Annotated in this window: 4 protein-coding genes; 2 read left to right on the top strand and 2 right to left on the bottom strand. The window is 59.5% G+C overall.

Annotated features, from left to right (window positions below; genetic code table 11):
• Window positions 1–852 (top strand): spore maturation protein (locus VN887_02550; GenBank protein ID HXT38880.1); only part of this gene is annotated, 852 nt, incomplete at its 5' end.
• Window positions 853–982: 130 nt separating this feature from the next.
• On the opposite strand, the gene yacG is transcribed toward VN887_02550, so the two are convergent.
• The gene (gene yacG, locus VN887_02555; GenBank protein HXT38881.1) at window positions 983–1,204 is read right to left on the bottom strand and encodes a DNA gyrase inhibitor YacG; all 222 of its coding nucleotides are present in this window, start codon (window positions 1,202–1,204) and stop codon (window positions 983–985) included.
• Between the two features lie 119 nt (window positions 1,205–1,323).
• On the opposite strand from yacG, the gene VN887_02560 reads away from it, so the two are divergent.
• Window positions 1,324–2,616, top strand: a complete 1,293-nt coding sequence (locus VN887_02560; GenBank protein ID HXT38882.1) for a phospholipase D-like domain-containing protein — start codon at window positions 1,324–1,326, stop codon at window positions 2,614–2,616.
• An 83-nt stretch (window positions 2,617–2,699) separates the two neighbouring features.
• Here VN887_02560 and VN887_02565 read toward each other — a convergent pair.
• The coding region (locus tag VN887_02565; GenBank protein HXT38883.1) for a class I SAM-dependent methyltransferase at window positions 2,700–3,072 on the bottom strand (373 nt) is incomplete at its 5' end.

Here is a 3,072-nt window from a genome sequence, read left to right on the forward strand (position 1 = left end):
ATTGGCACCGCGCTGCTGGCGACGGCGTGTTCATGCGCGGCAGGATTGACCGCTGTAAAGATGTTCGAGAAATGGCGCGCGTTCCGCCTGCCGGAGCCGGCGTCCTCCGACGCAACGTCGGGCTCCGAACAAGCCGGGGAGGAGACAACTCCTGAAGACACGGTTGTTGCAGCGACTGGAGAACCGCTCACCCCGCGCGGCCGGATGGTGCTGAAAGGTTTTGCGGTTTGTCTGGTTTGGTTTCTGTTCATGCTCACTTTTCCAGACCTGTTCCATCGCCAGTCCGCCTTCGAGCAAGCCAGCCAGGGAGTTGTGTCCCGGTTCATCAATGCGATTTCCACGCTGGCGATTCCGTGCCTGCTGGCCTTTTTCCCGCTCTACGCCGCGCTGCGCCGCATCCCGGTTTACGAAGAGTTTATCGAGGGGGCAAAGGAGGGATTCAACGTCGCGGTGCGCATCATCCCGTATCTCGTGGCGATGTGGGTCGGCATCGAAATGTTCAAAGGGGCCGGGGGAATCGATTGGCTCACATACTTGCTCGGACCCGTGCTCCGCGGCCTTCATTTTCCGTCGGAACTGTTGCCCATCGCGTTGATGCGACCGCTGAGCGGAAGCGGTGCGCTGGCGCTGTTCGGTGATCTGGCCAAGCAGCTCGGCCCGGACAACCTCATCGTTCGCATGGCGGGAACGATCTACGGCAGCACCGAGACGACCTTCTATGTGATCGCGATTTACTTTGGCGCCGTGAGCGTGAAGCGCACACGCCACGCAATTCCGGCCGGCTTGATTGCCGATGCCGTGGGAGTGATTGCGTCGGTGATCGTGTGCCGGTTGGCGTTCGGAGGTGGTTGACATTTCAGCCGCCGGAATTCAAACCAACAAATTCGAATGCCCCCAACCTCGGGCTGGAAGAAATCCGCAGGCCCACTCGATCCGCTCCGGTTCGCCCGGGCCCGCACACGGAATACTTGCGCGAATCGCCTCAATCGTCGCCGGTGCGGTCCAAATGCTTGCCGGGCGAAAGTTCGGCGTATTTTTCCAGATGTTCCGGCCGCAACGGTTCGCTGATGACGTGCTCTTGATTGAACCATCTGCCAAGGTCAACGAGCTTGCAGCGATGCGAGCAAAACGGGCCGTGGGCGCCGGAGAACCAGTCGCCTTCCTTTTTGCAGGTCGGACATTTCACTTTGGTCAGCGGCTTCATCCGAATCGATTGGAAGATAGAAGCCCCAATGGGCGCTGTCCAGTCGATGCGGTCCGTTGGCGCGCGTCAGCCACTTCTTTGATTGGCAATTTCCACCGCGTCATTACGATGCGCCAGCAATGGAACATCGGACTCCGCCGGGTATAATCAGGCCAATTCTGCTGAGATTCGGCCTGGCTCTGAGTTTCCTTGGGTTGGTTTCGGGGTGCTCCTCCTTCCACGGACGCGGGATTCAATACCAGATCGACCACCAATACTCCGTGCATGATCCGCAATTCCTGCGCGCGATGGGCCAGCTCGTCGGGTCGGGCATCCTGGCGAGCAACAACGTCACCGCGCTTATTAACGGCGACCAGATTTTTCCCGCGATGCTCGAAGCGGTGCGCAACGCGCAGAAATCCATCGACCTTGAGACCTACATCTACTGGTCGGGCGGGATTGGAAGCAGGTTCGCCGAAACGCTCGCCGAGCGCGCCCGCGCCGGCGTGAAAGTGCATGCGCTCATTGACTGGATTGGTTCGCGCAAAATCGATTCGCACGATCTCCAGGTGATGCGCGATGCCGGTGTGGAAGTGGAGCGATATAATCCGCTCGTCTGGTTCAACCTTGCGCGGCTCAACCACCGCGACCACCGCAAGCTGCTCATCGTCGATGGCAAAATCGGTTTTATCGGCGGCGCCGGGCTGGCCGACATCTGGCAGGGCAACGCCAATGCGCCCGATCACTGGCGTGACACCCAGTTCCGTCTCGAAGGCCCCGCCGTTGGTCAGATGCAGGCCGCGTTCATGGACAATTGGATGAAGACCACCGGCCGCGTGCTCGACAACGAGGATTTTTTTCCAGAGCTGCTCCCTGCCGGCAATGACCTCGCCCAGGTTTTTTTCAGTTCGCCGCGCGACGGCACCGAGAGTGTCCGGCTGATGTACTTGCTGGCGATTGCGGCGGCGAAAAAGAACATCCGACTGTCCGCGTCATACTTTGTGCCCGGCGCTCTGACCACTGAAGAACTCGTGGATGCCAGCAAACGCGGGGTGAACGTGGAAATCATCGTGCCGGGCGCGAAGACGGACGTGCCGGTCGCGCGTTACGCCTCGCGGTCGAAGTGGGGGCCGCTGCTCAAGGCCGGCATCAAAATCTACGAATACGAACCGACGATGTATCACTGCAAGGTGATGATCGTGGATGATGTCTGGGTGACCGTCGGCTCGGCGAACTTCGACAATCGCTCGTTCCGGTTGAACGACGAGGCGAATCTGAACGTTTACTCGCCCGAATTCGCGGCCGGGCAGGCGCGCATCTTTGATGAGGACAAGCAAAACGCGAAGCTGATTTCCTACAAGGAATGGAAGGGGCGCGGTCTCTGCACCAAACTGCTCGAAAAAATACTCTCGCCGTTCCGATCGCAGTTGTGAGCTCGATGCTCAGTTTGCGGACGCGGTTGCCGCATCGCCGAACATCAACCGCGGAAATCGCGGCTCACTCACGCGGCGTTCTGCTATCGTTTCCTCGACACCAACGTCAGCCGCTGCCACCACCAGACAATTTTCCCTTGTTCTTCGCCGAGTCGAAACAGGTCGCGCGCGGATTGCGGCGCATGGGCGACCAGTTCCAAAACTTGTTTCCGGTTTTCCGGTGAAGTCGCGGCGGTTTCAAAATACCAGTTCAAGTCGGGCTGCTTGAACGGCGTTAGAGTTACGCTCAAAACGTTCAGACCCACGGTTTCGCAGAGCCGGCCCCAACCATTCGGCGTGAGAAACCGATGATGGCTCGGATCGCGCAGTTTCTCGACCTGATGAAGCCATTCCTCCGCTTCGGGCTGGCCGTCCTCGACGCTGCCGTCAATGAGCACAAAATGCCCGCCGCGCTTG

Origin of the sequence: Candidatus Angelobacter sp. (assembly GCA_035607015.1) — a bacterium.
In the GTDB taxonomy this organism is placed as follows: domain Bacteria; phylum Verrucomicrobiota; class Verrucomicrobiia; order Limisphaerales; family AV2; genus AV2.